The sequence below is a fragment of the Streptomyces similanensis genome, from assembly GCF_039543625.1.
Taxonomy (GTDB): domain Bacteria; phylum Actinomycetota; class Actinomycetes; order Streptomycetales; family Streptomycetaceae; genus Streptomyces; species Streptomyces similanensis.
In genome coordinates, this window is the sequence record NZ_BAABKC010000021.1 from 106338 (window position 1) to 130557 (window position 24220).

At 73.9% G+C, this 24220-nt stretch carries 30 protein-coding genes and 1 pseudogene; 10 read left to right on the top strand and 21 right to left on the bottom strand.

What is annotated here, in order from left to right; genetic code table 11:
* Nucleotides 1–29: 29 nt before the first annotated feature.
* From ABEB07_RS08640 to ABEB07_RS08650, 3 genes are all read right to left on the bottom strand, one after another.
* Entirely contained in the window at nt 30–1484 is a 1455-nt protein-coding gene (locus ABEB07_RS08640) for a flavin monoamine oxidase family protein (protein WP_345667716.1), read from the bottom strand.
* 29 nt (nt 1485–1513) lie between these two features.
* Nucleotides 1514–2287, bottom strand: a complete 774-nt coding sequence (locus tag ABEB07_RS08645; RefSeq protein ID WP_164582881.1) for a response regulator transcription factor — start codon at nt 2285–2287, stop codon at nt 1514–1516.
* 283 nt (nt 2288–2570) lie between these two features.
* Complete coding sequence (locus ABEB07_RS08650; RefSeq protein WP_345667739.1) at nt 2571–3008, bottom strand: MarR family winged helix-turn-helix transcriptional regulator; 438 nt, start codon at nt 3006–3008, stop codon at nt 2571–2573.
* 131 nt (nt 3009–3139) lie between these two features.
* On the opposite strand from ABEB07_RS08650, the gene ABEB07_RS08655 reads away from it, so the two are divergent.
* Nucleotides 3140–3982, top strand: coding sequence for an alpha/beta fold hydrolase (locus ABEB07_RS08655; RefSeq protein WP_345667717.1), 843 nt, complete (start codon nt 3140–3142; stop codon nt 3980–3982).
* Nucleotides 3983–4096: 114 nt separating this feature from the next.
* Here the strand turns inward: ABEB07_RS08655 and ABEB07_RS08660 are convergent, their stop codons facing one another.
* Entirely contained in the window at nt 4097–5302 is a 1206-nt protein-coding gene (locus ABEB07_RS08660) for a cytochrome P450 (RefSeq protein ID WP_345667719.1), read from the bottom strand.
* 356 nt (nt 5303–5658) lie between these two features.
* Between ABEB07_RS08660 and ABEB07_RS08665 the strand changes: the two genes are divergently transcribed.
* Nucleotides 5659–6378, top strand: a complete 720-nt coding sequence (locus ABEB07_RS08665; protein WP_345667720.1) for a Type 1 glutamine amidotransferase-like domain-containing protein — start codon at nt 5659–5661, stop codon at nt 6376–6378.
* A 161-nt stretch (nt 6379–6539) separates the two neighbouring features.
* Here ABEB07_RS08665 and ABEB07_RS08670 read toward each other — a convergent pair whose 3' ends face one another.
* The 3 genes from ABEB07_RS08670 to ABEB07_RS08680 are packed head-to-tail and all read right to left on the bottom strand — an operon-like array spanning nt 6540 to nt 9250.
* Complete coding sequence (locus ABEB07_RS08670; protein ID WP_345667721.1) at nt 6540–8354, bottom strand: SMI1/KNR4 family protein; 1815 nt, start codon at nt 8352–8354, stop codon at nt 6540–6542.
* 4 nt (nt 8355–8358) lie between these two features.
* Nucleotides 8359–8844 (bottom strand): DoxX family protein, encoded by a 486-nt coding sequence (locus ABEB07_RS08675; RefSeq protein WP_345667722.1) that lies wholly within the window; start codon nt 8842–8844, stop codon nt 8359–8361.
* A gap of 16 nt (nt 8845–8860) precedes the next feature.
* Nucleotides 8861–9250 carry a VOC family protein gene (locus tag ABEB07_RS08680; RefSeq protein WP_176146984.1) on the bottom strand — a complete coding sequence of 130 codons (390 nt, stop codon included), beginning with the start codon at nt 9248–9250 and terminating at the stop codon, nt 8861–8863.
* Nucleotides 9251–9371: 121 nt separating this feature from the next.
* On the opposite strand from ABEB07_RS08680, the gene ABEB07_RS08685 reads away from it, so the two are divergent.
* The 3 genes from ABEB07_RS08685 (at nt 9372) to ABEB07_RS08695 (ending at nt 11244) form a co-directional block, all read left to right on the top strand.
* Nucleotides 9372–10475 (top strand): Lrp/AsnC family transcriptional regulator, encoded by a 1104-nt coding sequence (locus ABEB07_RS08685; protein WP_345667723.1) that lies wholly within the window; start codon nt 9372–9374, stop codon nt 10473–10475.
* Between the two features lie 177 nt (nt 10476–10652).
* Nucleotides 10653–10856 carry a cold-shock protein gene (locus ABEB07_RS08690; RefSeq protein ID WP_164582893.1) on the top strand — a complete coding sequence of 68 codons (204 nt, stop codon included), beginning with the start codon at nt 10653–10655 and terminating at the stop codon, nt 10854–10856.
* A 154-nt stretch (nt 10857–11010) separates the two neighbouring features.
* Entirely contained in the window at nt 11011–11244 is a 234-nt protein-coding gene (locus ABEB07_RS08695) for a DUF5133 domain-containing protein (protein ID WP_164582895.1), read from the top strand.
* 83 nt (nt 11245–11327) lie between these two features.
* Here the strand turns inward: ABEB07_RS08695 and ABEB07_RS08700 are convergent, their stop codons facing one another.
* On the bottom strand, nt 11328–11705 hold the full coding sequence (locus tag ABEB07_RS08700) for an STAS domain-containing protein (protein ID WP_176146982.1): 378 nt from the start codon (nt 11703–11705) through the stop codon (nt 11328–11330).
* A gap of 137 nt (nt 11706–11842) precedes the next feature.
* On the opposite strand from ABEB07_RS08700, the gene ABEB07_RS08705 reads away from it, so the two are divergent.
* The gene (locus ABEB07_RS08705) at nt 11843–12202 is read left to right on the top strand and encodes a helix-turn-helix transcriptional regulator (RefSeq protein WP_164582899.1); all 360 of its coding nucleotides are present in this window, start codon (nt 11843–11845) and stop codon (nt 12200–12202) included.
* A 33-nt stretch (nt 12203–12235) separates the two neighbouring features.
* On the opposite strand, the gene ABEB07_RS08710 is transcribed toward ABEB07_RS08705, so the two are convergent.
* Nucleotides 12236–12904, bottom strand: coding sequence for an ArsR/SmtB family transcription factor (locus tag ABEB07_RS08710; protein WP_164582901.1), 669 nt, complete (start codon nt 12902–12904; stop codon nt 12236–12238).
* A 167-nt stretch (nt 12905–13071) separates the two neighbouring features.
* On the opposite strand from ABEB07_RS08710, the gene ABEB07_RS08715 reads away from it, so the two are divergent.
* Nucleotides 13072–13341 (top strand): hypothetical protein, encoded by a 270-nt coding sequence (locus tag ABEB07_RS08715; RefSeq protein WP_176146980.1) that lies wholly within the window; start codon nt 13072–13074, stop codon nt 13339–13341.
* Nucleotides 13342–13401: 60 nt separating this feature from the next.
* Here ABEB07_RS08715 and ABEB07_RS08720 read toward each other — a convergent pair whose 3' ends face one another.
* Nucleotides 13402–13710, bottom strand: a complete 309-nt coding sequence (locus tag ABEB07_RS08720) for a hypothetical protein (protein ID WP_176146979.1) — start codon at nt 13708–13710, stop codon at nt 13402–13404.
* A gap of 101 nt (nt 13711–13811) precedes the next feature.
* Nucleotides 13812–13958 (bottom strand): hypothetical protein, encoded by a 147-nt coding sequence (locus tag ABEB07_RS08725; protein WP_345667725.1) that lies wholly within the window; start codon nt 13956–13958, stop codon nt 13812–13814.
* Between the two features lie 236 nt (nt 13959–14194).
* On the opposite strand from ABEB07_RS08725, the gene ABEB07_RS08730 reads away from it, so the two are divergent.
* The gene (locus ABEB07_RS08730) at nt 14195–15199 is read left to right on the top strand and encodes a phosphatase PAP2 family protein (RefSeq protein ID WP_345667726.1); all 1005 of its coding nucleotides are present in this window, start codon (nt 14195–14197) and stop codon (nt 15197–15199) included.
* Nucleotides 15200–15238: 39 nt separating this feature from the next.
* On the opposite strand, the gene ABEB07_RS08735 is transcribed toward ABEB07_RS08730, so the two are convergent.
* The 4 genes from ABEB07_RS08735 to ABEB07_RS08750 all read right to left on the bottom strand — a co-directional run bounded on the left by ABEB07_RS08735 (nt 15239) and on the right by ABEB07_RS08750 (nt 17550).
* On the bottom strand, nt 15239–15733 hold the full coding sequence (locus tag ABEB07_RS08735) for a nucleoside deaminase (protein WP_345667727.1): 495 nt from the start codon (nt 15731–15733) through the stop codon (nt 15239–15241).
* Nucleotides 15734–15743: 10 nt separating this feature from the next.
* Nucleotides 15744–16244: a nucleoside deaminase gene (locus tag ABEB07_RS08740; protein WP_164589644.1), complete on the bottom strand. Its 501-nt coding sequence runs from the start codon at nt 16242–16244 to the stop codon at nt 15744–15746.
* A gap of 103 nt (nt 16245–16347) precedes the next feature.
* On the bottom strand, nt 16348–16818 hold the full coding sequence (gene cynS / locus ABEB07_RS08745; protein WP_164589643.1) for a cyanase: 471 nt from the start codon (nt 16816–16818) through the stop codon (nt 16348–16350).
* 135 nt (nt 16819–16953) lie between these two features.
* Nucleotides 16954–17550 carry a carbonic anhydrase gene (locus ABEB07_RS08750; protein WP_345667729.1) on the bottom strand — a complete coding sequence of 199 codons (597 nt, stop codon included), beginning with the start codon at nt 17548–17550 and terminating at the stop codon, nt 16954–16956.
* 125 nt (nt 17551–17675) lie between these two features.
* On the opposite strand from ABEB07_RS08750, the gene cynR reads away from it, so the two are divergent.
* Nucleotides 17676–18587: a transcriptional regulator CynR gene (gene cynR, locus ABEB07_RS08755; RefSeq protein WP_345667730.1), complete on the top strand. Its 912-nt coding sequence runs from the start codon at nt 17676–17678 to the stop codon at nt 18585–18587.
* A gap of 80 nt (nt 18588–18667) precedes the next feature.
* Here cynR and ABEB07_RS08760 read toward each other — a convergent pair whose 3' ends face one another.
* The 6 genes from ABEB07_RS08760 to ABEB07_RS08785 all read right to left on the bottom strand — a co-directional run bounded on the left by ABEB07_RS08760 (nt 18668) and on the right by ABEB07_RS08785 (nt 23758).
* Nucleotides 18668–19243 carry a rhodanese-like domain-containing protein gene (locus ABEB07_RS08760; RefSeq protein ID WP_345667731.1) on the bottom strand — a complete coding sequence of 192 codons (576 nt, stop codon included), beginning with the start codon at nt 19241–19243 and terminating at the stop codon, nt 18668–18670.
* A gap of 97 nt (nt 19244–19340) precedes the next feature.
* The gene (locus ABEB07_RS08765; RefSeq protein WP_345667732.1) at nt 19341–20084 is read right to left on the bottom strand and encodes a sulfite exporter TauE/SafE family protein; all 744 of its coding nucleotides are present in this window, start codon (nt 20082–20084) and stop codon (nt 19341–19343) included.
* Entirely contained in the window at nt 20081–20311 is a 231-nt protein-coding gene (locus ABEB07_RS08770; protein WP_345667733.1) for a hypothetical protein, read from the bottom strand. The genes ABEB07_RS08765 and ABEB07_RS08770 overlap by 4 nt, the downstream gene beginning before the upstream one ends.
* Nucleotides 20312–20373: 62 nt before the next feature.
* Nucleotides 20374–21732 carry an MBL fold metallo-hydrolase gene (locus ABEB07_RS08775; protein ID WP_345667734.1) on the bottom strand — a complete coding sequence of 453 codons (1359 nt, stop codon included), beginning with the start codon at nt 21730–21732 and terminating at the stop codon, nt 20374–20376.
* Between the two features lie 92 nt (nt 21733–21824).
* The gene (locus tag ABEB07_RS08780) at nt 21825–22886 is read right to left on the bottom strand and encodes a lysophospholipid acyltransferase family protein (protein WP_345667735.1); all 1062 of its coding nucleotides are present in this window, start codon (nt 22884–22886) and stop codon (nt 21825–21827) included.
* Nucleotides 22883–23758 (bottom strand): patatin-like phospholipase family protein, encoded by an 876-nt coding sequence (locus ABEB07_RS08785; protein WP_176146968.1) that lies wholly within the window; start codon nt 23756–23758, stop codon nt 22883–22885. Before ABEB07_RS08785 ends, ABEB07_RS08780 begins: the two co-directional genes overlap by 4 nt.
* A gap of 192 nt (nt 23759–23950) precedes the next feature.
* Here ABEB07_RS08785 and ABEB07_RS08790 point away from each other — a divergent pair.
* A pseudogene (locus ABEB07_RS08790) lies at nt 23951–24220 on the top strand (hypothetical protein); the annotation flags it as partial.

Consider the following 24220-nt stretch of genomic DNA (forward strand, 5'->3'; position numbering starts at 1 on the left):
CCGCCGTGTCCGGCCCGCCGCCGGAGAGGTCACACCGGCACCGTCGACGCCATCGACGCCATTTCCATCAGTACCCGCACCGCCGACTCCAGCGCGTAGTTCATCGAACCGCCGTTGGGTTCGAACGCGGTGTGCTCGCCCGCGAAGTGGAGACGTCCCTCCACCGCCCGGATGCCCGCCATCAGCTCGCTGTGGCCGGTCTCCGGGAGGATGTACGCGCCCGCGGCGTACGGCTCGTTGTCCCACGCCACCGAGGCGCCCAGCTCGAAGTGCTCGCGCGCTCCGGGCAGGATCGGCTCCAGGTCCTCCAGGGTGTGGGCGACACGTTCCTCGGGGCTCATGGCCGCGGTCGCCTGCGCCCGCCAGCCGGAGAACCAGCACTCGACGATCGCGCGCGGCCCGGGCTGCCGCGGGGTGGCGTCGCGCACCGTGCGGATCGCCGTGTCCGTGGACAGCATCAAACGTTTCTCCGGCCAGAACCGCCGCCGCATCTGGAGGAAGACACGGACCGTCGAGGCGTAGCGCAGCCTGCGGATGGCCGTGTGCTTCGCCGCCGACAGCCGGGCCGTCGACAGGTTGACGCGGCGCAGGCTGCCGAACGGCGCGGTGATGACGGCACGGTCCGCCCGCAGCGTGCGGAGCCTGCCGTGGTCGAGGAAGGTCACCTCGGCCGCCCAGTCGTCCTGGGCGATGCGGACGACCGGACTGCGGTACAGGATCCGCTCCCGGAGCCCGTCGGCCAGGGCCCGGGCGAGCATGTCCGTACCGCCCGAGATCTTGTACCAGCGGGCGTCGGCCGTGGAGAAGGACCGCGGGCCCGACTCGTAGCGCGCCCACGCCATCGCCGAGGCGGATTCCAGCTCGCCGCCGCGCATCTCCAGGAAGAGCGGTTCCATCAGGTCGATCGCGGCGGCGGAGGCGCCGCGATCCTCCAGCACCCGGCGTACGGAGAGCCGGTCGAGTTCCAGCAGCCGCGGGCTCGGCGTCCAGTCCGGCCGCGCCGTCTCCGGGCCGAGTGCGTCGTTGAAGTCCGACACGTATCTGGTGATCAGGTCGCCGACGGTGAGGCCGTGTTCATCGGGGTGCAGGCCCAGCAGGCCGGCGTGTTCGCCGAGCTTGTCGGGCGGTATGCGGACACCGCCGCGGTGGTAGCCGAAGTCCGTGTCCACCAGGTCGCTCGGTTCGGTCCCGACGCCCGTCTCGCGCAGGTAGCGCATGGTGTAGTGGCAATGCTCGGTCACTGTCATGGCGCCGGCCTCCGCGTAGAGGCCGTCGGCGAACGGTTCGCGCAGGGTCCGGGTCCGTCCTCCCGGGCGGTCGCCGGCTTCGAGGACGGTGACCGGGACGCCCTGCTTCGTCAGCTCGTGGGCCGTGGCCAGGCCGGCCAGTCCGGCGCCGACCACGATGACGGAGGAGACGCCGTGCTGCGGCGGGAGGCCGCTGTCGAAGGTTTCCCTGACGTCGTGCTGTGTTGGCTCCGGCACGGTTGTCCTTTCGTCCACCGGGCGGCGGCTCACCGCGGCGCCGAGTTCACCTCACGGAAGAGCCGGCGTGAGGACAGCCAGGGCGCGGCTTCCCCCGAGGTGCCGTTCGCACGGGTCAGTTCCTCCTGCGGGCAGGACCCATCCTCCCGGTCCGCCGCCTCGTTGAACCGGAAGCCGACGCCGCGGACGGTGATGATCCAGTCCGGCGAGCCGAGCTTCTTGCGCAGGCTGCTGACGTGCGTGTCGATGGTGCGGCTGGCGAGCGAGGTGACTTCGGCGTTGACGTCGTCGTAGTCCCAGACCCGCTGGAGCAGTTCGGCCCGCGAGAACAGCTTGTCGGGCTCGGTGGCGAGCAGGTGCAGCAGCTCGAACTCCTTGCGGGTGATCTCCACCAGGCGGTTCTCGATCCGCACCTGACGCAGCGAGGGGTGGATCTGCAACTTGCCGGCGGTGAGCGCCGGCGGGGACAGGACGCGCACGCGCCGCAGCAACGCGCCGAGCCGCGCGACGAGTTCACGGCTGTAGTAGGGCTTCACCACGCAGTCGTCGCAGCCCGCCTCCAGGGCGAGGACGCGTTCGAGCGCGGCGGAGCGGGCGAAGCCGATCAACGGGATGTCACTGGCGCCGCGGATCTGCCGGCACAGGGTCAGGCCGTCGTAGTCCTCCAGATCGAGGTCGATCAGCACCACGTCGTGTTCTCGGTAGAACGCCATGGCGTCGGCGCCCGTCGTCACCGACTCGGCTTCGTAACCGTGTCGCCTGAGGTCTCTGATCATCTCCGCGAGGCCCTCGCAGTCCCCCACGATCAGCACTCTTAAGCCGCTGCCAAGCAAGGTTCAACCCCCTTCGGTCATAAGGCGGTTCAGGTCGGTTCTGCGGTCTCCGGTCGCCCTCGACCGGGGCCCACGGAGGGCGCGGCCCTCGGGCAGACCTTGCACAACGTCCTTGCGCCTTCCCCTGTCCCCGCCGATTACACACCGGCTCCGGGCACCGTCCCGGGCGCCCTGGGGACAAGGCGTCGGGCGTCAACTGCCCTGCGGCGTAGCCCCGTACGCCGCGTCCGAAGCGGCGGTGGCCGACGAGGGGTCACGTCGGCAGCCGGCCGTCCACGTCGACGTCCTCGAAGAGGGCGAGCATCCGGCCGAGCACCCGCACACAGGTGTCCACGTCCGATGCGGTGAGGTCGGCCGCGGCCCTGCTCAGCAGCGCGTGCTCCCGGGCGACGACGGCCCGGATCGCGGCGTGGCCGGCGTCGGTCAGCCGGATCAGCGAGGACCGCGCGTGCGCCGGGTTCGGCACGGCCTCCACCAGGCCGTCCGCCGCGGCGTCGTTGACCATCCGCTGGACGAACTGGCGGCTGATCGACTGCGCCCGGCCCATCTGCGGAACCGTCATCGGCCCGTGCTCGCGCAGCAGGTCCAGCACCGCGCGCACCCCCACCGACAGGCCCTGCCGCGGGGCGTCCCGTTCGATCTGCCGCTGTACCCGCCGGTAGAGCGGCCCCACCAGGGCGAAGACCTCCATCAGCCGCGGCCCCGCCTCGGCGGGGGACAGTGGGCCTTCCTCGTCACGCACACACCGATGTTCGCTCACCCGCCGATGATAGATGACAACCGGGTTGTCACCACCCTGCCACTCATGACAACCTGGTTGTCATGAGTACAGCTTCCGACCTCCGCTTCTTCGCGTCCTCCGACGGCGCGCTCGCCTACCGCGACACCGGCGGCGCCGGCCTGCCCGTCGTCCTGCTGCACGCCGGTTTCGTCGACCACACGATGTGGGACGAGCAGATCCCGGCCCTCGCCGAGGAGTTCCGCGTCATCGCCCCCGACGCCCGCGGTCACGGCTGGTCCGCCAACGCCGGCCGCCCGTTCCGCCAGGCCGACGACCTCGCCGCGCTGCTGCGCCACCTGGAGGCCGGCTCCGCCGCCCTCGTGGGCGTCTCCATGGGCGCGACGATCGCCGTGGCGACCGCGGTGGAACACCCCGAGCTGGTCCGGGCCCTGGTCGTCTCCGGCGGCGGCGCGGCCGAGGCCGAGCTCACCGAGCCCTGGTCGAAACAGGCCCACAGCGTGCAGTTCGAGGCCCTGCTCACTGGCGACATCGAGGCGTGGCACGACGCGAGCGACGCCTGGGCGCACGGCCCCGAGCGTCCCCGCGAGGCCGTCCGGCCCGAGGTCTACGCCCGCCTCAGGGAGATGCGCGGACGCACCATCGCCAAGCACCTGCCCGGCGAACCCGACCACCACGTGCCGACCGAGGACCTCGGCGCCCGCGTCGACCGGATCACCGTGCCGGTACTGGCCCTCAACGGCGCGCAGGACGCGCCCGAACTGCGGGCCGTGGCCGACTCCGTCGCCCACGCGGTACCGCACGGCCGTACGGCCGTGATCGACGACGCCGCGCACTTCCCCAACCTCGACCGTCCCGAGGAGTACACCCGGATCGTCACCGACTTCCTCCACGGACTGGAGCCGGACCCGCGCCCGCACCGCTGAAACCGCCGACACCGCTGAAGGGGTCCGGGCGGCCCGGCCCGCACCGCCCCGCGCGCTCGTCCGCGCGGGGCGCGACTCCCGCCGACTCAGCGACTCCCGCCGCCTCCGCGACTCCTACCAGCTCACCGGGAGTTCCAGCGGGAAGCGTCTGATCGTCGCGGTGTCCCAGCGCACCTCCTCGGGCGGCACCGCGAGCCGCAGCCCGGGGAACCGCTCCAGGAGCCGGCCGACGGCCACCTCGAGCTCCGCCATGGCCAGCGGCACCGCGATGCATCGGTGACCTCCCCAACCGAACGTCATGTGCGGCCCGTTCGGGCGGTCGAGGTCGATGGCGTGCGGGTCCGGATAGTGCTCCGGGTCGCGGTTGGCCGTCAGATAGGACACGTGCACGAAGTCGCCCTCGCGGATCAGCGCCCCGTCCAGTTCCACGTCCTCCAGCGCCACCCGGGGGATGCCGATGCCCTTGCGGAAGGGGATGTGGCGCAGCAACTCGTGCAGGACGCCGGGCAGGGACTCCGGGTGGCGCCGGAGCCGCTCCGTCAACTCGGGCCGGGTCAGCAGCAGATAGGTGATGTCGCTGATCTGGCAGGTGGCGGTGTCCTGGCCGCTGAGCGCCAGCATCAGCGCCATGACCGCCAGTTCCCGGTCGTCGAGGTGCTCCTCGCCCTCGCGCGCCGCGGCCATCGCGCTGATGAGGTCCGTGCCGGGGGTGTGCCGGCGCTGCTCGACCAGCCCGGCGAAGTAGTCCCGCAGATCGGCCTTGGAGGCGGCCGCGGCCTGCTTGTTGTCCGCGCCGACGGCGAGCATCTGATGGACGGACTCCTGGATGCGGGGCCACTGGCTCCGTTCGACGCCGAGGAGGTCCAGGATGGTGTGCTGGGGAAGCGGGTCGGACAGATGCCGCACCAGGTCCGCGGGCGGCCCCTCCTTCTCCATCCCGTCCAGCAGCTGGCCGGCGAGCCGGACGATCCGGTGCCGCATGCCGTCGACCCGGCTCTGCGTGAACGCCTGGGCGGCGAGGCGGCGGACACGAGTGCTGTGCGGCGGGTCCATCACGTTGATCGACTCGGTGGAGACGATGGGCTCGGGCGTCATCCGCGGATAGTCGCGGCCGATGATGCCGGCCCGGCTCAGCCGGTGGTCGGTGGTCACCTGTTTGACGGCGTCGAAACCGGTGACCAGCCACGCGTCGGCGTCCCCGTAGGGGAGCCGGATCCGGGTGGGACCGCTGCGGCCCATGAGGTGGGCGAGCGCAGGGTCGAACTCCAGCGCCTCGCTGTAGTCGAACGTACAGGCGACGCTCTTCTCGTCACCGCTCATCGGCCCGCTCCTCCCGGCACCGGTACGCCCCCGGCAGGGTAACGGCAGGGCAAAGGGAGAGTTCCTGCGGTCGCGCGTCAGCCATGTCATATGCCTCCTGGCACGAGGGAAGCACGGCCCGCCCCGTGGACCGGTGATGCACGCCGCCGCCGTGCGCCAGGTGGCCTACGCGCTCGGCCGCCCGCGCCTCCTCCGTGAGGAGAACCCGCGACTCGGGCGGACGACCGGTTCGGCGTCCGGCACGGCCCCGCGTCCGGCACGGCCCCGACAGGCCCGCTTGCCAAGCGACCGTACGGCACGGCAGGGTGCGCCCCATCCGGTTTCCGCAGCCCGTCCCGTCAGGAGGAACCGCCGTGGTGGTCGCCCCAGCTCGCCGAGTGGCACTCCTCGGAGGAGGCTTCTCGACGGACGACGACGGCCTGCTGGACGACTGGCTGCTGGGACACGCGAGAAGCCCACACCCCAAGGTGTGCTTCCTCCCCACCGCGAGCGGCGACGCCTCCGACTACATCGACCAGTTCCTGAGCGCGTTCACCGCACGCGACTGCGAGCCGTCCGTACTGTCGCTGTTCCGGCGGGAGTCGAGCGACGCGGACCTCCGGGCGCGGCTGCTCGGCCAGGACGTCGTGTACGTGGGTGGCGGCAACACGGCGAACATGCTGGCCGTCTGGCGTGTGCACGGGGTCGACCGGCTGCTGCGCGAGGCCTACGACCGCGGGACGCTGCTGAGCGGGATCAGCGCCGGCGCCAACTGCTGGATGGAGGGCTCGCACACGGACTCGTTCGGCCCGCTGACCTACCTGCGGGACGGGCTGGGCCTCCTGCCGGGTTCGGTGTGTCCGCACTACGACAGCGAACCGGGGCGCCGTGCCTCCTACCAGGACGCCGTGGCCACCGGCATGCTGGCCGCCGGATGGGCCGTCGAGGACGGGGTGGGAGCCCTCTTCTGTGACGGCCGCCTCCACGAAGCGGTCACCCGGAACCCGGCGGCCCGCCTGTACCGGGTGCACGCCGAGGCGGACCACGGGGCCGGGGAGCGGGCGCTGCCGTGCAGGTTGCTCGACGGGGCCGCGTGAGGAGACGACGCGCCGGACGGACGCCGGGCGCCCCGCCGCGCGGAGCGGGGACCTGCCCCGCGTGAACGCGCCCCGCGTGGGCGCGCTCCGCGTGGACCCGCGCCGCGCCGAGCCGCACCGTGCGGCGCCGTGCGGCACCCGGCTGAGCCGGTCCGGGACGGTCAGTGCTCCGGTGCCGGTCGCCGTGGCCTCAGGTCCTGGGCCAGCTCGCTGCGCCAGTCGTCGCTGAGCCTGCGGTGCAGGATGGTCGCCGCGGCGATCGGCACGGGCAGCAGGAGGAACCGGCGCAGCGCGTCCGCCGCGTCGGAGCGCAGCTGCCAGGCATGGAAGTCCTCCCGGGTGACGGGGAGTTCGGGCGTGTCACGGCCCCGCCGCCAGGACGGTTCCAGCGCGGGCCGGGCCGCCGCGGCCTCGGCCGCCAGACTGCGCATCCGCAGATCCAGGGGCTGGTCCTCGACCAGCTCCGGACTCTCGCCCCGGTCGATGTCCGCCAGCGTCCGGGTGACCTCGGGAAAGGCGTCGAGCCCCGTCTCCGCGGCGAGTCTGCGCAACTGCGCGGCCATCGCGGTACGCAGCTCGGGCTCCGGGGTGCGCTCGACCAGCGCGCCCAGATCGAATTGGCGCACCTCCGGGGAGGGACGGCACGACCACTCCGGCATGTCCGCCAGGACCGGCAGGACGAGCCCGCTGAGCAGCGGCTCGTCGAGCGCCCGATCGAGGTCGAAGTCGACGCCGAGAGCGCTGAGCAGCTCGGCGAGCAGGTCCGTGTACGCGGCGCTCGACCCCGGCCAGGGATCGACGCCGAGTGACTGCGCCTTCGTGCCGTCGGGGAGGCGCGCGTAGTCCTCCCGCGGGGACGACACCAGCCGGTCCTGGGCGCCCCCGGCAAGGGGACGGCCGTGGTCGTACACGGTGACCCGCACCTCCGGGCCGTGCTTGGTCAGGGCCACCACCCGGGTGTCCCGGGCCAGCCTGCGCAGCACCTCGGGGCGGGTCAGCTGCTCGGCCCCGGCGCTCTGCGTCAGGAAACCCCAGGCTCCGCGGCGGCCCGCGCGCACCAGGGGCCGGGCGGCCGCCCAGAGGCCCGCCGCCGACCGCCCGGCCTCGGCGTGAGTGCGCTCACGGACGGTCTCGCGTCGCACCACGCCCGCGCGCAGCAGGAGTTCCTCCGCGCCGACGCCCTCGGCGAAGACCAGGTCCGGCTGGCGGAGTTCGGGCGCCGGGGACGGCACGACGATCGTGACGTACCCTCCGCTCACCGGCGGCTCCGGTCGTCCGCGCGCGGGTTCCGGCCCCGGCTCGGGCGTGCGCGCGGCGAGCTCCAGCAGCGAGGTGGGCCGTGCCTTCACGGCGGGTGTGGCCTCCTCCCAGACCAGCGCTCCGTCGGCGGCCAGCGGAACCCTGCCGTCGACGGGCAGCCGCCGTTCCAGGGCGTCGGCGAAGGCCGAGAGCACCGCGGCCAGCGAGGTCCAGCCGGTGAACGACGGGGCGTCCTCGTTGAAGTAGTGGCCCACGCGCCCGTAGTCGTCGCCCGCGCGGCAGGTGAGGAACAAACCGTCCTGGACGTCCCAGGCGACGCCATGGGTGATCAGCAGCCACTCGTCACGCCAGTACGCGTCCAGCTCGTCCTCGTCGCCGTCGCCGTTCCCGTACTCGTTCGCGACGTCCTCGCCGACGGACCGCAGGAACAGGGCGTTGTGCACGATGTCCTCGACCCCGGCGAACGGGCCGTTGAGCACGAACACGGGTGCGCCCGCGTCCAGTTCGACGCCGTCGTGGCAGCGGAGCGAGGCGACGAGGTCGGGCGGGAACCTCACTCCGAGCCGCCGCTCGGCGGCCGCTATCTCGTCGGGGGCGGCGGGCGGCCGCAGCCGTGCCCGGCTCAGCGGCGCGTGCTCGGCCAGCCAGGCGTCGACGCGCGCCCAGGACTCTTCCACGGTCGGCAGCGCATCGGCTGCCCGGGTGATCGACTTCATGCGCTCACCCTAGGGAGCGGCGGTGACAACGCCCCGTCCGCTCCGTCGCCGGCGCCGTGCGGTGGCGCAGGAACACGGTGACGGTGGCCGCCAGGAACACCGCCTGCATCGCCGTACGTGGCCCCAGCCGGTCCCACCAGGGGACGTCGCCGCGGGCCGCGTGCACATTGGCCGGGAACATGACCAGCAGCAGGACGCCGAGCACGGCGGCGGCCGCGCGCGCCGTCCTCGCGTCCAACAGCGCCGCCGCGCAGACGATTTCGGCGAGGCCGCTCAAGGTGACCAGCAGCCCCGGGAAAGGCAGGCCCGGCGGCACCATGGCGACGATCTCCGCGCGCATCCCGACGAAGTGCGCCCCGCCGGTGAGGAGGAACATGGCCGCCAGGCCGCCGCGCAGCGCGACGACCGGGCGGCCGACGCGGGCCGCGCCGAACACCCCGGCGAGCAGCAGCAGACCGGTCACGGCGACCAGGGTGATCAGCGGTTCCACTCGAGGTCTCCCCGTCTCAGCCGAGCCGGCCGGTCACCGCGGCGGCCGACCTGCGGACGGTCGCCGGGTCGATCTGCTGGATCTGCACGACGATCCCGTCCGGGTCGGTGACCCGGATGCTGCGGCCGAAGTCCTCGTCGCACAACTCGTAGGCGTAACCGTCGCGTTCCAGCCGCAGCGCCACCTCCTCCAGCGACTCCTCGGTGGCGAAGCCGAGTTCGGTGGTGCCGGGCGGGCGGCCCTTGGACACCGCCGCGTCGTGGATGCCGACGGCTCCCGCCGCGGCGGTCAGCCGGACCCAGACGGCCTCGCCCGGCTCCTGCCGGACACCGAGTCCGAGACCGGCGTAGAAGCGCCGGGAGGCCGCCACGTCGGCGACGTATCTGATGGGCAGGACGGTCAGCATGATGCTCCTCGCGGTACTGAGGTGAAGGCTTCGAGCGGTCGGGAACAGCGTGCCGCCGGGGTCGCCGCCGGACGTTGTACAGTCGCCGGAACCGACGCGATCCGCCATCCGGGGGAGTGAAGTGACGCGATCCGTCACGCTCGACACGCTGGACCGCCGCCTGGTGCACGCGCTGCAGATCGACGGACGCGCGCCGTTCAGCAGGATCGCCGCGGTGCTCGGGGTGCCCGAGCGCACCGTGGCGCGCCGCTACCACCGGCTGCGTTCGGCCCTGGTCGTCCGGGTCGTGGGGCTCGTGGACAGTGCGCGCGTCGGCATGCTCGACTGGTTCGTGCGCGTCGAGTGCGCAACCGACGCGGTGGACGCGCTGACCGCGGCGCTCGCCCAGCGGGACGACACCTCGTGGCTCGCGCCGCTGGCCGGCGGCGGCCGCCTGGTGTGCATGGTCCGCACCCCGGCCGTGGGCGCGGACGGCGGACGCCTCCTCTTCGACCACCTCGCCCGGACTCCCGGCGTACGGGACCTGGCGGCGAGTTGTGTGCTGCGGCCGGTCGCCGGGGTCGGCGGCTGGGCGGGCCGCACCAGCGCCCTGGACGCCACCGAACAGGCACGGCTGCGCTCGTGGGCGGCGGCGGCGGACGGCGAGGCCGACGGGGCGGACGGGGTTGACGGGGTAGACGGGGCAGAAGCGGCCGAGGGTGGTGGCGGTGGCGGCGGGGCCGACCGCACGGACGGGGTCGGGGCGTTCGAGTGGAGCGAGGGCGATGTCCGGCTGGTCGGCGAGCTGGCCCGGGACGGCCGGGCGGAGGTGCGGGAGTTGTCCGCCGTCACCGGCTGGTCCGCCTCGACGGTGCGCCGCCGGATCGCCCGGCTCCGGGCCGCCGGAGTGCTGCACTTCGAGGTCGACGTGGACCCCGCCCTCTTCGGCTCCCCGGTGGAGGCGCTGCTGTGGCTGGAGGTGGCGCCGAGCGCGCTGGGCCGGGTCACCGGGGCGCTGGCACGCCAGCGGCCGGTCGCCTTCGCCGCCGTGACCACCGGCTCCGCGTCCGTCTTCGCCATGGTCCAGTGCCCCGGCACCGGCGCCCTGTACGACTACCTCGCCCACGAGCTGGGCGGCCTGCCGGGCATCGGCCGCACCGAGACCGCCCTGGTGCAGCGTCGTGCCAAACGGGCGGGCGCGCTGCTCCTGCCCGAGTCGCCGTCATGGCGCCTGCGCAGGCCCTGAGGGGGCCTCAGTGACCCGACTGGCCCTGGCCGGTGTGAGGTACGGCTCGCGCGGGCTGTGTCGTCAGTCGGATAAGCGGGGTGGGCCGGGGTAGAACGGATGTGGCTCCCGCTGTCGCCGGAGCCGGAGCAGACCCGGTCGTAGGGCTGTTCCCTGGCATGAACGAAGGATCGAAGCATGGCAAGCGGCACCGTGAAGTGGTTCAACTCCGAGAAGGGGTACGGCTTCATCGCGCAGGACGGTGGGGGTCCGGACGTCTTCGCGCACTACTCCGAGATTCAGGGCAATGGGTACCGCGAGCTGACGGAGGGCGAGCAGGTGACCTTCGAGATCGGCCAGGGCCAGAAGGGGCCGCAGGCACAGAACATCGTGCGCGGCTGACCGGAGGAACGCGACACCGCGGCGGCGGCCGGACGGCTCCGGCCGCCGCCGCGGGCGGTCCGTGTGGCGGGCGGTGCATGGGGGGCGGAAAATCGGGTAACGGAGCGCACGGCTCGGCCGGGCGACGCGCTGCGGCGTGGAAGGAGTGCTCCCGATGCTGATGGCCCACCCCGCGGTGCTGCGGGATCTCATCGAACAGTACGAGGCCCTCGCGGCCCTGCACGCGGCCGACGCGGACAGCGCGCGGGTGCGGCAGCGGATGGAGGACGTCGCCTACACCCTGTGCGTGTCGACCGGTACGCACGATGTGGACGCGGCGCTGATCGCCGCGCGCCACCACCTGCCCGGCGCCCGCCCCGAGGACGATTCCCTCCTGAACGGCGACTGACCGCCGCGGCCCGGCGCGCCCGCACGCCGCCGGCGGACGGCCCGGCCGACGGCGTGCGGCGCGATGTGCGCGATCCGCGCGCTCTAGGAGGCGACGGCCTCCGCCACCGTGGCCCGGGTCTGGAGGAGGGTGTCGACTCCGGTGATCTCCAGCAGCCGCTGGAGCTGAGGGCCCGGCGCGGCCACGCGCAGGGTGACCGCGCGATGGGTGCGGATCAGCAGATTGAGCAGCGTGGAGTCCGCGAAGGTGACGCCGGAGGTGTCCAGCACCACCTTCGGGTGCTTCCCGGCCGCGATGTCCAGCGCGCTGGCCAGCGGCGTGATCGAGTGCATGTCGTAGGCGCCGTGCGCGATGACGACCCAGGCTCCGGACGCTTCGTACTGGATCACCCCGCCGTCGGCCACGGCGCTCGCGGTGGTCTGGTCCGGCGCCTGCTCGCTTCTCCCGGCAGTACCGCTCATGTCGGGCATCAAGACCTCATCCCAAGGCACTCTCTCGGGCTCTTTCCGTGGCTCCCGAACGGGAGCATGTCAGTCGTTACACGAAAAGTATGTCATGTATCTGGCTTCCGGCAATGGTCTCCCCTAAAATGCCGTACATGGTTGGAGTCCCCGAATCCCACACTGGCTGGACGTTCCTCACCAACCACGCGCGGGTACTGGCCGTGATCGCCGACAACCCGAACGTCCGGATCCGCGACATCGCCGCCCACTGCCGGCTCACGGAGCGCGCCGTCCAGCGGATCATCTCCGACCTGGAGAGCGACGGGTACCTCTCCCACGTCCGCGAGGGACGTACGAACATCTACCGCGTCGCCCCGGACAAGGTGCTGCGCCACCCGGCCGACGCCGGTCTCCCGGTGGCCTCCCTGCTCTCCCTGCTCGTACAGGACGAGACCGCACGCGCCGCCGAACCGGTCGGCCAGTCGCCGCACCTGGCGCGCACGAACGGCGCGTGACCGCGCGAGCGCCCGCCGGACCCGGGCGCGGTGCTACGGCAGCCGGAACCCGTCCGGACCGGAGTCCTCCGGATCGGCCTCCAGCTCCTGGGGCTCCAGTTCCGGGGGCTCCAGTTCCTGGGGCAGGGCGAAACCGCACTCCTCGTCCGGCAGCACGACCAGGCGCACCGCCATGCGGCGCGCGCCGTCGGGGCGGTCGCCCGGCTCCGTGGCGTACCTGCGCAGCAGGGCCTGGTACTCCTCGGCGAACGCCGCCGCCTGGTCCTTCGTCATCCACACGGCGGAGCGGTGGATCCGGTTCCAGCCCGCCGACGTGTCGTGCCCGGAGTAGGCCCTGACCACCAGGGTCAGGTCCTGCGTCATCTTCAGGGCGCCGATCTTCACCGCGGCCTCGCGCTCGTCGGCCGTCATCTCCAGACCCGGGGGCGTGTGGATGTCCCGCATGAGCGATCGCCACCAGCGCTCCCGGCCGCTGGAACGCTCCCCGATCTCGGCGATCAGGTTCAGCTCGGCGAGCTTGCGCAGGTGGTAGCTGGTCGTGCCGGTGCTCTCGCCGAGCGCCTTGGCGACGCTGGTGGAATTGGCCTCGCCGTGCTCGCCGAGGTAGCTCAGGATGTCGCGGCGCACCGGGTTGGACAGCGCCTTGTAGAAAACCTTGAGGTCCGGGCCGGTCAGCACTCGTGTCTCGGGACGCTCCGCCATGCCGCTCACCCTAGTCCCTGGTGCGGAAACCCTCCCCAATCTTTGCAGAGAGTTTTTGCAGAAGACTTCTGCAACCGGCTAGGCTGGGGCGAGAAGGTGCCCGACCGCAGGAACACCGCAGGTACGAGCCACCGTTTCGACGTTTCTCGGACTGGAGGGGGCTGGCCGTGACCGACTCGATGGATGTGCGGCTGCGGGACGTGATCGACGATCAGGTCGCCGAGGCGTTCGACGCGTACCTGGCCGACCGGCTGACCGAGCCGGGGCCGCTGCGGACCGCGCTGGCCGCCGGGCGCGGTGCGGGCGTGGTGCTGGGCACGATCGGTCTGGGCGTCCTCGCCACGGCGTGCGCGCCGGTCGCCGTCCCGGTCCTGTGCTGGATCTGGGGCGCCATAGCCGTCGTCGACGTGATCTGGCTGCTGACCGCCCACCGTTGACGGCTCAGCGGCGCCGGCCCGCCGCCGGCCCGGCCGCCGGCGGGTGTCGGACGGCGGGTGTCAGACGTGGTGGCCCCGGGCCGCGAGCCACCGGTGCACGCTCTCCTTGTCGGCCGGGGTGATCCGGGCGGGGCCGTCGACCGACGGGCCCTCCTCGTCGTTGAAGGCGGTGTCGGTGATCCGCGCGGTCACCCACGTGGCCAGATCCTGCGCGGCGTCCTCGGAGAGCGCACCGCTCTCCCAGCCCTCGCGCGCCCGCCGGGCGGCGGCCGGATCGTGGTGCTCCGTCTCCGCCAGCCAGACCGGCAGCAACCGGTCGACGACCCGGCGGTCGGAGCCGGGAGGCCGCCGCCGCTCATGTGCTGTCATGCCGGCCGGGTTTCCCCGCGGCGCCGTACGACACGCGGACACCGCGAGCGCCGCCGGACCGTCCGCGAGCGCCCCCGGACCGCCTGCGGGGGCCGCCGGGCTCAGCGGCGGGTGCGCAGCCGTGCGAACAGGCGCTGCGCCTGGGCGCGGCGGCGCGGGTCGCTCGCGGCGCGCCGCACCTGCTCGATGGTGCGCCGCCCCTGCGGGCTCCGCGCGAACTCCTTGATCCGTCCCAGCACTCCGGCCATGACGCTCCCTCCCTCACGGACCGGTCCGGCTCCGCGCCGAACCGTCGAACCGTCGTCGTTCCTGGATACGGCTACCCGGTGACCGGCGTTCCAGCCCGCACGCCCGGCCTTCGCGCACCGCGTGCCGTACCCGGCCGGGCACACACGGTGACATAGGCTTCGCGTCCGCGGCGAGGCGTACCTCGCGAGCCGTTTCCACCCCCGCCCGTGCGGGCGCGTCACAGAACGGAGCGAGCGTGCGGACACCGGCTCTGGAGCACGGCTCCATGCCCCGTCAGGCCGTCGACCGGCTCCCGCTCCCGTCCCTCGGCGCCCGGAGCCGGAGCGGGATCGGCCTCGCCGTCCGCCTGCTGGACCCCAAGGAAGTGCTCGCGCTGCCCTTCCTCGTCCTGGTGGCCGTCCTCGCCGTGAGCCGGCCCGCCGCGGTGACGCACCCGGACGCCCGCGCCGCGCTCGCCCTGACCGCGGCGCTCCCGGCCGTGTGGTGGGGCATGGCGGTTCGGCTGCCCGGATGGCACGGCCCGCGACCGCACTGGTGCCGGCGGGTCCGCGACCTGATCGCGGTGACGTCGTGCCTGGCCGTCTACCCGAGCCTGCGGTGGGCGGTGCCCCTGGTCCATCCGGGACACTGCGACCACGCGCTGGCGGCGGTGGACCGGTGGCTGTTCGCCGACCGCGACCCCGTGCCGCTCCTCGACCACTTCGCCCATCCGGTCACGACGGCCGTGCTGGCCCTCGCCTACTCCTGCGAGTGGGTGCCGCTGCTCGCGCTGGGCGGGCTGCTGTGCGCGCGGCGGCGCGACCGCGAGTGGTCGGATCTGCTGCTGGGGCTGGTGATCGTCCAGTGCCTGGGCTACGTCGGGTACTTCGCGGTGCCCGCGGTGGGCCCGTGGTACGGGCTGGCCGACCGGTTCACCGTCCCGCTGGGCGACTTCCTCGGCATCAGGGGCTACTACCTGGCCCACAGCACCCACGTCGACGCCTTCCCGAGCCTGCACGTCGCGACCATCGTCCTGATGTCCCTCTTCGCCTGGCGGGACTGCCGCACGCTGTTCTGGCTGACCTCCCCGCTGCTCGTCGTCATCCCCGCCTCGACGCTGTACCTGCGGTGGCACTACGTCACCGACCTGGTCACCGGAGCGGCGGTCGCGTTGATCGCCCGGTTGGCGGCCCCGGCCGCCAACCGGGTGTGGGAGGCGGCCCGGCGGGCGGTGGCCGTGCCCGGCCCGGCCGTGCCCTGACCCGCCCGCCGTGACCGGCGGCGCGAGCGCCCGGGGGCGTCAGGCCCGGGTGTGGAAGCCGCGGTGCAACTCGCGCAGCCGGCCGGCCAGGGCCGGTGCGGGCCCGCGCACCTCCAGAGCGGGCACCAGCTCCTGGACCGGCGGACAGCGCACCGCCGGCGGCGGCACGCCCAGTGCGGCCAGCCACTGGGCCAACTGGGCGGCCGAGTGGGCGTAGACGACGGGGCCGAGGCCGGCCCAGCCGTGCGCGGCCGCGCACATGGGGCAGTGCTCCCCGGAGGTGAAGACGGTGGCCGCCGCCCGCTGCCGCGCGGTGAGGTGGGCTGTGGCCCAGCGGACCAGCTCGAACTCCGGGTGCCGGGTCGGGTCGTCGAGCGTGCGCACCCGGTTGCGGTCCTCGGCCAGGACCCGCCCGTCGGCGCCGACCAGGACCGAGCCGAACGGCTCGTCCCCGGCTCGCGCCGCGGCGGCGGCCAGTTCGACGGCGCGCTCCAGATGGGGCAGGTCGGCGGCGGTCGGTTCGGTGGGACCCATGGCCGCCCGCTCAGCCCGCGGTGGGCGCGCCGGCCACCCGGCGCTCGCCGCCGTTGCGCTCCTGCCAGCGCCGGTACACGTCGACCGCCGCCTCCCGGGGCTCGTGGCGCATCGGCAGCCGGCGCTCCCGCCAGTCCTTGGCGAACTCGTCGTAGAAGGTGTCGAGTTCGAAGTACTTGCGGTCGTCGACGTAGTGCGGTGCGTAGGCGTCGCGGGTGGTGAGGAAGACGACCTCGTCCGGCGAGCAGTAGTACAGCGCGCCCAGACACATCGGGCAGGGCTGGGCCAGGACGTAGATCGTGGCGCCGACGAGGTGTTCGGTGCCGAGCGCGGTGCACGCCGCGCGGAGGGCGAGGATCTCGGCGTGGGCGGTGGGATCGGCGGTCTGCGCCACCAGGTTCGCACTCTCGGCGAGGATCTCGCCGTCCTTGACGACGACGGTCGCGAACGGGCGGCCGCCCTCGTCGACGTTGCGGCGGGCGATGTCGATGGTGTGCTGCGCGAAGTCCATCACACGTGTCTTTCGGTGGAGGGGGCGGGCGCCGGGGCGGGACGGCGGAGCGGACCGCCGTCCCGCCCCGGCACGCCGGTGGGCGGGGGGACGCGGAGACGGGTCAGAAGGGCTTGGTGGGCAGGTACTTGCCGTCCAGGGTGATGACCGCGCGCTCGCCGCCCTCGGGGTCGGCGACCTTCCGCACGTCCAGCTTGAAGTTGATCGCGGAGATGATGCCGTCACCGAACTGCTCGTGCACCAGCGCCTTGAGGGTGGTGCCGTACACCTGGAGCATCTCGTAGAAGCGGTAGATGGTCGGGTCGGTGGGGATGCCGCCGGGGATCGACCCCCGGGTGGGGATCGTTTGGAGCAGGGTCACCGCGTCGGCGTCCAGCTCCAGCAGCTCACCGACGGCGCGCGCGGCCGGCTCGGGCAGGGCGTGCTGGCCGAGCACGGCGGCGGTGGTGAAGGCCACCGACAGGCCGGCCGCGTCCGCGATCCGCTGCCAGCTGAGATCCTTGCGGATCTTGGCCTCGACCGCGGTCACGGCGAGGGCCTGCCGGGCGGCGGGGTCGTACTGTGCGTGCACCATGAGAGGTGTTTCCTTCCTGGGTTCAAGGGTGGGGGAGCACCCGGCGCGCTGCCAGACGGCAGGCGCCGGGACGTGGGGCGCGCGGGCCGGGAGGCCGGAGGTCGATCCGGCTCGGAGGACGGTCCGGCCCGGCGGTCAGGCGGCTGCGGAAGAGATGACCTCGGGCGGGGCGCCGACGGTCTCGACGCCGCCGGTGGCGATGTCGTAGACCCATCCGTGCAGGGCGAGGGTGTGCTCGGCCAGGCCGCGGGCGACCGGGGGATGGGTGGCCAGGTTGGCGAGCTGGGCGAGCACGTTCTGCCGCACCAGGGCCGCGACGTCCCCGGACGCCGCCGTACGGGCCAGGGAGGCGTCGGCGTGCCGCAGCCAGCCGGCGACGGCCGGCACACCGCTGAGGTCCTGCGCCCGGGCCAGCGCCGTCATGGCGCCGCAGCCCGAGTGCCCGCACACCACGATGTCGGAGACACCGAGTACGGCGACCGCGTACTCCACGCCGGCCGCCACGGCGTCGGGCCCCGACGTGTGGGCCGGCACCAGGTTGCCCGCGGTGCGCACGACGAACAGCTCGCCCGGCTCGCTCGCCGTGATCAGCTCGGGGACCACCCGGGCGTCGGAGCAGCCGATGAACAGCGTGTGCGGCCCGTGGTGCTCGGCGAGCCGGGCGAACAGCTCCGCCTTCGCGGGATGGACGTCCCGCTGATAACTCCTGACGCCCTCGGCGAGGTCGCGCATGGGTCACTCCCTTCCAGTGGATCCCGGCCCGTCGGGCTCGGTACGTCCACCCTGCACGACCTGCGCCTATAGAGTCCAAGACGCTCTGGGCATGACTCCTATCGCTCACACCTATAGTGGTGCGCATGACTCCGGAGCTGCGTCATCTGCGCTATCTGCTCGCCGTCGCCGAGCACGGCAGCTTCACCCGCGCCGCCGAGGCGCTGCGCGTCTCCCAGCCGACCCTCTCCCAGCAGGTCAGGCAGCTGGAGCGGACGGTGGGGGCGCAACTGCTCGACCGCACCGCCCGCCGGGTGCGGCTCACCGACGCCGGCGAGACGTACGCACACCACGCCCGCCGGGCGCTGCGGGACCTGGCGGCCGCCCAGCGCGCCGTACGGGACGTCCAAGACCTCACCCGGGGACACTTGCGGCTGGCCGTGACCCCCACGTTCACCGCCTATCTGGTGGGCCCGCTGGTCGCCGCACTGCACGACCGGCACCCGGGCATCACCCTGAACGTCACGGAGATGCCCCAGGACCGCATCGAGTCGGCCCTGCTCGCCGACGACGTCGACCTGGGCATCGCCTTCGCCGGCGCCCACCTGCCCGGCGTCGACGCCACCACCCTGTTCACGGAGACCCTGAGCCTGGTCACCGGCGCGCGCGCCGCCGAGGACGAGCTGCCCCGGCCGCTCCCCGTACGGCAGCTGGCGGAGCTGCAACTCGCCTTGCTCAGCGGCGACTTCGCGACCCGAGGCCATATCGACGCGCACTTCGCGGCGCATCGGGTGGAGCCGCGCATCGCGGTGGAGGCCAACTCCGTCCAGGCGCTCGTCGAGATTGTCCGGCGCACCCCGATCGCCACCGTGCTGCCCGACGCCGTCACCCACGACCACCCCCGGCTCACCCCCGTCCCCCTCGAACCCGCCCTGCCCGCCCGCACGGTCACCCTGCTGCGCCGCGGCGGCGGTTACGAGAGCGCCGCCGCCCGCGCCTTCACCCTCCTGGCCCGCGACCTCGTCCGTGACCGGGGATACACCGACGCCCGGCCGTGAGGCGGCGGCACACGGGCACGTCGGCAGGCAGGCAGGGCGGGCGCGCACGCGGGCCGGCGCGGACGGGGGGCGGTACGCGGTCAGTTGCCGCGCAGCCGGGCCAGCGTGGCCGTCAAGTCAGCCGCGCGGGGCCGGTTGTGGGGCAGCTTGCCGAGCACGGCCGCCATGCCGCAGGTGTCGGTCACCGCGGAGAAGACCAGGCCGCCGGCGATGCCCGCGGACAGCAGCCGGAAGGCGGGGTGCGCGAACTCGCCCAGTGCCAGGCCCAGCAGGACGACCGAGCCGGCGGTCAGCCGGACCTGGCGTTCCATGCCCCAGGTCGCCCTGGTGTTTCCCGCGGGGCGTTCGAGGTCGCCGCCCCCGGCGGCCCAGGCGCCGGTGCCGCCGACCAGGGTGGCGGCCCGGACGCCGTGCTCGGCCAGGGTGCGGCAGGCGTTCTCGGAGCGGGCGCCGGAGGCGCACACGAGGAGGATCTCGCCGCGCTCGGCGGCGTCTCGGATGTCCGGCAGCGCCCGGCCGAGCCGGTCGAGGGGGATGTTGAGGGCGCCGGGCAGGTGGCCGCCGGCGTACTCGCCGGGAGTGCGGACGTCGATGACGGTCAGCTCGTGCAGACGGGCACGGGCTTGGTCGGCGTGGAGGGCGGTGGGCATGGTCATGGTGCGGGTGATCCTCTGGTGGTGGGAGTGGTGGAAGGGTTTTCGCGGGATGCGCGGCCGTGCGGCCGTCCAGCGGTCCGGCGGCGGGCCGGTGGGGTCAGACGAGGGCGTCGATCAGCATGAGGGCGGCGACGGCGAGCAGGACGCAGGCGAAGAGGCGCTGCAACGTGGGGCCCTTGAGCTTCTTCGACAGGCGTTTGCCGTCCCAGGCGCCCAGGACCGCCGTCGCGGTGAACGGCGCGACCACGGCCCAGTCCAGCCGTGTTCCGGTGCCGGCCCGGGCGCCGAGTGCGGCCAGCGAGTTGACCGTGATGACCAGCAGACTGGTGCCGACCGCCCGGCGCATGGGCAGGTTCAGCACGCCGACCAGGGCGGGGACGGCGAGGAAGCCGCCGCCCACCCCCAGGAATCCGGTCACCGCGCCGAGCCCCGCACCGGCGGCCCCGGCCCTGGCCGAGTGCACCGTGCCGGTGTTCCCGGTGGGTGCGGGTCGCAGCATGCGCAGCGCCGCGAGCGCCGCGATGACGGCGAACGCACAGGTCAGTGCCGTCTGGGGCAGGTGGTTCGAGGCGGCCCCGGCGAGCACCGCGGGCACGATGCCCGCCGCGGCGAACAGCAGTCCCGTGCGCCAGGCCACGTTGCCGTCCCGGGTGTGCCCCACGAGCGCGGTGACCGAGGTGAGGGTGACGATGATCAGACTGGCGGTGGTCGCCGCCGCCGGGGTGAATCCGAGCAGGTAGATCAAGGCGGGCACCGCCAGGACGCTGCCGCCACCGCCGAGGCCGCCGAGGGCCAGGCCGACGACGGCTCCGGCGACGAGCGCGCACATCAGAACGGTCATGGAGTCGAGCCGTCGCTCCCGTACGCGGCCATCGGCCGGGCGGTCCGCCGCGCGCGGTCGCCGACGTCGCATATCGCGGACGGGGCCCGGCCCCGGAACACACCCGGCAGGACGCGCCCGTTCGGCAGGGTCGCTTCCGGCAGGATGTGCGGGGCGTCGGCGGCCCGGGTGTGCCGGTGGGGCTCGGCCACGGTGACGCGGTCGTCGCCGTCACGGAGGGGGGACATCACACAACCTCTCGATACGTCGATACATCGGTACGTCGTGAAGTTCGCGGAGCGCGGGCCGGTCAGCCGGTGACGACGGTCAGTCCGGCGTCGGCGGCGGCGTCGAAGCCGTCGTCGACGGCGACCACGTCACGGCCCGCGGCGTCCAGCAGGGAGGCGGCGATGGCGGCCCGCGCCCCGCCGGCGCAGTGCACCCACACGGTGCCCGCCGGCACCTCGCCGAGCCGCTGGCGCACCTCGTGGACCGGGATGTGCACGGAGCCGGCGATGTGTCCGCCGGCCCGCTCGGAATCGCGGCGCACGTCCAGGACGACGACGCCGTCCGTGCCCCGCTCGGCCAGACCCGCGAACGTGGAGCGCGGGAAGGAGGCGAGCGAGGCGCCCTCGGCGACCCACCGCTCGGGCTTCCCGGTCGCGGCGGCCGCGGGCCGGTCGATGCCGACGCGCACCAACTCGCGCTGAGCGGACGCCAATTGCTCCGGGGACTCGGCGAGCAGCGTCACCGGCTTGCCCCACGGGATCAGCCACGCCAGATAGGTGGCGAGCTTGCCGTCCGCCTCGAAGTTGAACGAGCCGGCGACATGGCCCTCGGCGAACGCGATCCGGCCGCGCAGGTCCACGACCCATTCACCGGCCGCGAGGCGGGCGGCGATCTCGCCGGCGTCCGCGACGGCCGGAGGGGTCAGGTCCACCGGAGCGGGACCGGCGGCGTTGGCCGGGCCCATGTGCGCGTAGTAGGCGGGGACGTCGTCGAGGCCGGCCAGCAGTCCGGCGACGAAGGAGTCCACGTCCCGCGTGAGCACCGCGTTGGTGGCCTTCTCCTTGCCGATCGTCGTGGTGTCGCCCTCGGTCTCGGCCGAGGAGCAGAAGCTGCCGAAGCCGTGCGTCGGCAGCACGGACGTCGCGTCCGGCAGTTCGGCCGCCAGCCGGTGCGCGGAGGCGTACTGGGCGCGGGCCAGCCGCTCGGTCAGCCGGGGCTCCACCAGGTCGGGGCGGCCCACGGTGCCGATCAGCAGTGCCCCGCCGGTGAACACGGCCACCGGCCGCTCCCGTTCCCGCAGCACGTAGGAGAGGTGGTGCGGGGTGTGACCCGGAGTGGCCACCGCGCGCAGTTCCAGCCCGCTGTCGACAGTGACGGCGTCGCCGTCGGCGACCGGCACCCGCGCGAACGACACGTGTGCCCCGGCCGGGACCAGGTAGGCGGCGCCCGTCACCCGGGCCAGTTCGAGGCCGCCGGTGACGTAGTCGTTGTGGAGGTGGGTCTCCATCACGTGGGTGATCCGCACTCCGCGCCGGGCCGCCGCCGCCAGCACCTGGTCGATGTCGCGAGGCGGGTCCACCGCCACGGCCGTACGCGGTCCGCCGGCCAGGTAGTGGCGGTTGCCGAGGCCGGTCAGCTCGATGGTGTCGATGAAGAACACGGAGACGCTCCCTTCCGTAAATTACCCCCGGGGGTATGTGTGTCACCGTAACACGGTACCCCCGGGGGTATTCACGGGTGGGTCGCCGGACCTCAGGCGTGCGTGGCGTCCGGGCTCGCGTGGTCGGCGACCCACCGGTCGAGACGGGTCCACTGGCCGAGCAGCCACTCGCTGCGGGCGTCCTCGCCCTGCGGCACCCGGCTCGCGGGCACACGCCACCAGTGCGCCCGCACACCCTCCCGGAGCGGCAGCCCGCTCCAGACGGTGCGCGCCGAATGGACGACGTCGAGGCCGGTGTGGGCGACGAAGATCACGTCGGCCGTGGGCGCGGCGGCGATCGCGGCGAGGGCCCCGCCGTCCCGCGGCGGCAGGACATGGCGCATTCGTTCCGCGCGGGACGCCCGGCGCCGCAGCCCCCGGCGGCGCAGCGAGGCGATCGCGCGCCGGCGGCGGCGCGGGGTGAAGTTGCCGCCCTCCGGGAAGATCACCAGAGCGTCGCCCGGGCCGAGTCCGGCCGCCAGGTCCCCGATCGCGTCCTCGGACCGGCCGCCGACGGTCGGCAGGAAACAGTGCGGGACCCGCCCCACCAGGACGTCGAGAGCGGGATCGGCGCGCAGCGTCCGCTTCAGGACGGTGTGGGGGCGCAGTCCGGCCCGGCCGAGCAGCGTCTGGAGCAACAGGAAGGAGTCGCCGACCCCGGCGTGCCGTACGAAGACCAGAACGGGCGCCGGCGCACGCCCGCAGGCGGGCGACGGCGCGGGCGTCACCTCCACCCGCAGCCGGAAGATCCACTCGCCGGCCCCGCGCAGCAGCCGCAGCAGCCGCTCCAGCAGGGCGAACGCGTCCGCCGCGTGCCGCCGCGCACGGTCCCGCCGCTCCGGCAGCCGGCGCGCCCACAGCGCCCCGGCGGCCACCAGCCCGGCCAGATCGACCAGGAGGTACAGCAGGGCGAAGGCGGCGATCCGCACCGGCCGCCACGGACCGCGGGTGACGAGCGAGACCGGCGCGCACAGCACGGCCGCGGCGACGAGCAGTACGGCCGTCACGGGAACGAGGGCGAGCAGCAGCGCGGTGGTGGCGGTGCGGCGCAGCCCGGTGGCCACGGGGCCGGTCAGCCGCGCCAGGCGTCCGCGGTGCGCACCACCGCCGGTCATGGCGTGCTGTCGGGTGCGCCGAGGGCGGTCTCCAGGTAGCGGGAGGACGCCGCGTAGGCCCGCTCGATGCGCTCGGCGGTCCGGTCGAAGGTGCGGTGGCGCAGCTGGCGCAGGCCGGACGTGCCGTCCTCGGGGTCCGAGCCCGAGGGCAGCACGTGGACCGTGACGCCGGGCGGCAGGTCCGCCATGTCGCGGGCGAAGCGGTGTCTGCGGGCGATCTCGAACGCCACCAGGGCCACCTGCCAGGGCGCCCGCGGCGGGGTGAGGGGCCGTTCCACGCGGCCGACCTGGAGGACGTAGACCTCTCGCGCGCCGAGGTCCACCGCGCGGCCGACGGGGATGCTGTTGACCAGGCCGCCGTCGACGAAGTGCTCGCCGTCGAGCCGGATCGGCGGCAGCAGCCCGGGCACCGCGCACGAGGCGAGCACGGCGTCCACCAGCGGCCCGGCGGTGAACCAGTGCTCGGCGGCCCGTTCGACGTTCGCCGCCACGCACTGGAACGGCAGGGCCAGCGCGTCGATGCGGGTCACCGGGAGGTGGGTGGAGAGCAGCTCGCGCAGCGGGGCGGGCTGGTACAGGTGCGTGCCGCTGCGCACGGCGGTGCTCAGCCGCCCGAGCAGCGACCCGGAGAACACGCCGGCACGTCCGAGGCCGGTCCACAGGTCGGCGAGGCGGGCCACCGACGCCCGCGACGGGTCGGCGGCCACGGCGGCGCCGTTGATCGCGCCGACGGAGGTGCCCACGACGAGGTCCGGGTGCACGCCCGCGGCGAAGAGCGCCTTGAGCATGCCGACTTCATGGGCGCCCAGAGCGCCCCCGCCGCCCAGGACGAAGGCTCGGGTCGGTGCGTGGGCGGGCCGGCTGTCCTCCATGGCCGACAGGTGCCCCGAGACGCCGCCGCCAACCACCGGGGCGGACCGCTCGTCCGGACGACCCCTCCGGCGCGGCGTCACCCGATCGCCCCGCGCCCGCGCGCGCCCGGGCCCGCGACCAGCACCGTAGAGGGGCAGCGGTACGGAACGGCGCGGCGCGACCGCGCCCGAGCGAGGACGGGGACGGTGCCCGTGGCGGACGAGACGGCCGAAGCGGCCGGGGACGACGAGATGGGCCTGACGGCAGGCGGCGAGGAGACGCCCGGAGGAGGCGGGTCGGCCGGAACGCCCAGTGCCGACGAGACGGCCGGATCGGCCGGTGCCGACGAACTGGTGCCGTACGAGCCATGGAAGCCCCCCGGCACCGACCGCACCGCAGCCGACCGCACCGCACCGGGTCGCACCGCACCCGGTCGCGCCGTGCCGGGTCGCACCGCACCCGGTCGCGCCGTGCCGGGTCGC